Annotated in this window: 3 protein-coding genes; 1 reads left to right on the forward strand and 2 read right to left on the reverse strand. The window is 68.1% G+C overall.

The genetic code is table 11. The features are described 5' to 3' along the window. Positions 1 to 522, forward strand: a 522-nt coding sequence (locus WAZ62_RS22390; RefSeq protein ID WP_422645736.1) for an ethanolamine ammonia-lyase light chain EutC, incomplete at its 5' end; no start/stop codon positions are given. Here WAZ62_RS22390 and WAZ62_RS22395 read toward each other — a convergent pair. Both WAZ62_RS22395 and lpxK read right to left on the reverse strand, forming a co-directional pair. After that, positions 523 to 1,305 (reverse strand): 3-hydroxybutyrate dehydrogenase, encoded by a 783-nt coding sequence (locus tag WAZ62_RS22395; protein WP_422645737.1) that lies wholly within the window; start codon positions 1,303 to 1,305, stop codon positions 523 to 525. Between the two features lie 62 nt (positions 1,306 to 1,367). Then, positions 1,368 to 2,060, reverse strand: a 693-nt coding sequence (lpxK, locus tag WAZ62_RS22400; protein ID WP_422645738.1) for a tetraacyldisaccharide 4'-kinase, incomplete at its 5' end; no start/stop codon positions are given.

Raw genomic sequence — 2,060 nt, forward strand, 5'->3', positions numbered from 1 at the left:
GACCTCGGCCGGGCGCTGGCCCCGGCCAATGCCGCCCTGCTGCGCTCGAAACTGGGAGCGGCGCGCATCGTCGCCGTCATCGCCGATGGCCTGTCGGCCGCCGCGGTCAGCGCCAATGCCCTGCCCACCCTCGACGCGATCGCCGCCCGGCTAGAGGCTTACGGCCTCGCGGTCGATGCGGTCGTCATCGCTGAACAGGGCAGGGTCGCCATCGGCGATCCCATCGGCGCCGCGCTCGAAGCGGAACTGGTCATCGTCCTGATCGGGGAGCGGCCGGGCCTGTCGGCGGCGGATTCGCTGGGCTGTTACATCACCTTCCGGCCGGCGGAAGGCACGCCCGATTCGGCGCGCAACTGCGTCTCGAACATCCGCCCGGGCGGGCTGGAGCCCCGGGACGCCGCCTTCAAGATCGCCTGGCTGACCCGCGAGGCGCTGAGCCGGGGCCTCACCGGCATCGACCTGAAGGAAGACTCGGCGGCGGAACTGGAAACCGGCCCCGCCGCCCCGCTGATCGAGGGTTGATCAGCGCGCGGTCCAGCCGCCGTCGATCGAGATCGAGGCGCCGTTGATCGAAAGCGCGTGATCGCCGGCGAGGAAGATCGCCAGCGCGGCGATTTCCGACACTTCGACGAAGCGCTTGTTCGGCTGCGAGGCGAGGATGATGTCGCGAATGACATTCTCGACCGGCATGTTGTTGACCTTGGCCTGATCGGCGATCTGCGCCTCCACGAGGGGGGTGCGGACGAAACCGGGACAGATCGCGTTGCAGGTGATGTGCTGTTCGGCGATTTCGAGGGCGACCGTCTTGGTCATGCCGACGACGCCATGCTTGGCCGCGACATAGGCCGACTTGAAGGGCGAGGCGACGAGGCCATGGGCTGAGGCGACATTGATGATGCGGCCCCAGTTGCGCTTCTTCATGCCCGGCAGGGCAGCGCGGATCGCGTGGAAATTGCTGACCATGTTGATCGCGACGATCTGCTCGAACTTCTCGATCGGGAAAGTATCGATCGGGCTGACCAGCTGGATGCCGGCGTTGTTCACCAGAATGTCGACGGAGCCCAGCTTTTCCTCGGCCTCGGCGACCATGGCGGCGATCTGGTCGCCCTTGCTCATGTCGGCGCCCGAATAGATCGCGGTGACGCCGAATTCGGACTCGAGCCCCGCCCGTTCCTTCTCGATATCCTCGGGCTTGCCGAAGCCGTTGATCACGACATTGGCGCCGGCGGCGGCGAAACCGCGGGCAATGCCAAGGCCGATGCCACTGGTCGATCCGGTGACGATGGCGTTGCGCCCTTTAAGCATGAATGGCCTCCTCGAGAATTGCCGCGACACAGCATGAACCCGCCCCACGACAGTTTCGAGACCTAATCGCGCAAGGCGGCCCCCAGCAATTGGTCGAGCAACGTCGGGGAATCCACGGCAAGACCGATCTCGAACACCTCGATGCCCTCGGCCATGTCGCCGCTCAGGCGGGCGGCATCCTTGGCCGTGGTGACCAGCGTGGCTTCGAGGACGCGCGCCTCTTCCCGCAGGGCTTCGATCTCGGCCGGGGCATAGGGATGATGATCGGCGAAGGCCCGCGTGCCGACGGTGATCGCGCCCGCCTCGGCCAGACTGTCGAAGAACTTGCCCGGCCGGCCGATCCCGGCGAAGGCAAGGACACGGCGCCCGTCGAATCGCCCGGCGTCCACCGGCCGGATAGCCGCGCGCAGCGCCGGCAGGCCGCCCATGTCGGGCATCGCCCGGGTCGCGGCGCCGACGATGACCACGGCCTGTGCCCGTGCCCGCGCTTCCGCCCAGTCTTCGCGTAAAGGTCCGGCCGGAATCACCCGTCCGTTGCCGAGGCCCGCGCCACCGTCGAGGACGAGGAAGGACAGGGTCTTCTTCAGGGCGGGGTTCTGGAAACCATCGTCCATCACGATGACATTACCACCCGCCGCGCGGATCGCCCTGGCCCCCGCCACCCGATCGCGCGCCACCCAGGCCGGCGCGACCCGGGCGAGCAGCAAGGGCTCGTCCCCCACCACATCCGCCCCCTGCCCCGCGACCTGCAAGGG

The sequence above is a fragment of the Zavarzinia sp. genome (assembly GCF_049306435.1).
Lineage (GTDB): Bacteria > Pseudomonadota > Alphaproteobacteria > Zavarziniales > Zavarziniaceae > Zavarzinia.

Coding starts and splice junctions, on each gene's coding strand:
- WAZ62_RS22395 (WP_422645737.1), bottom strand. CDS start 1,305: ATGCTTAAAGGGCGCAACGCCATCGTCACCGGATCGACCAGTGGCATC.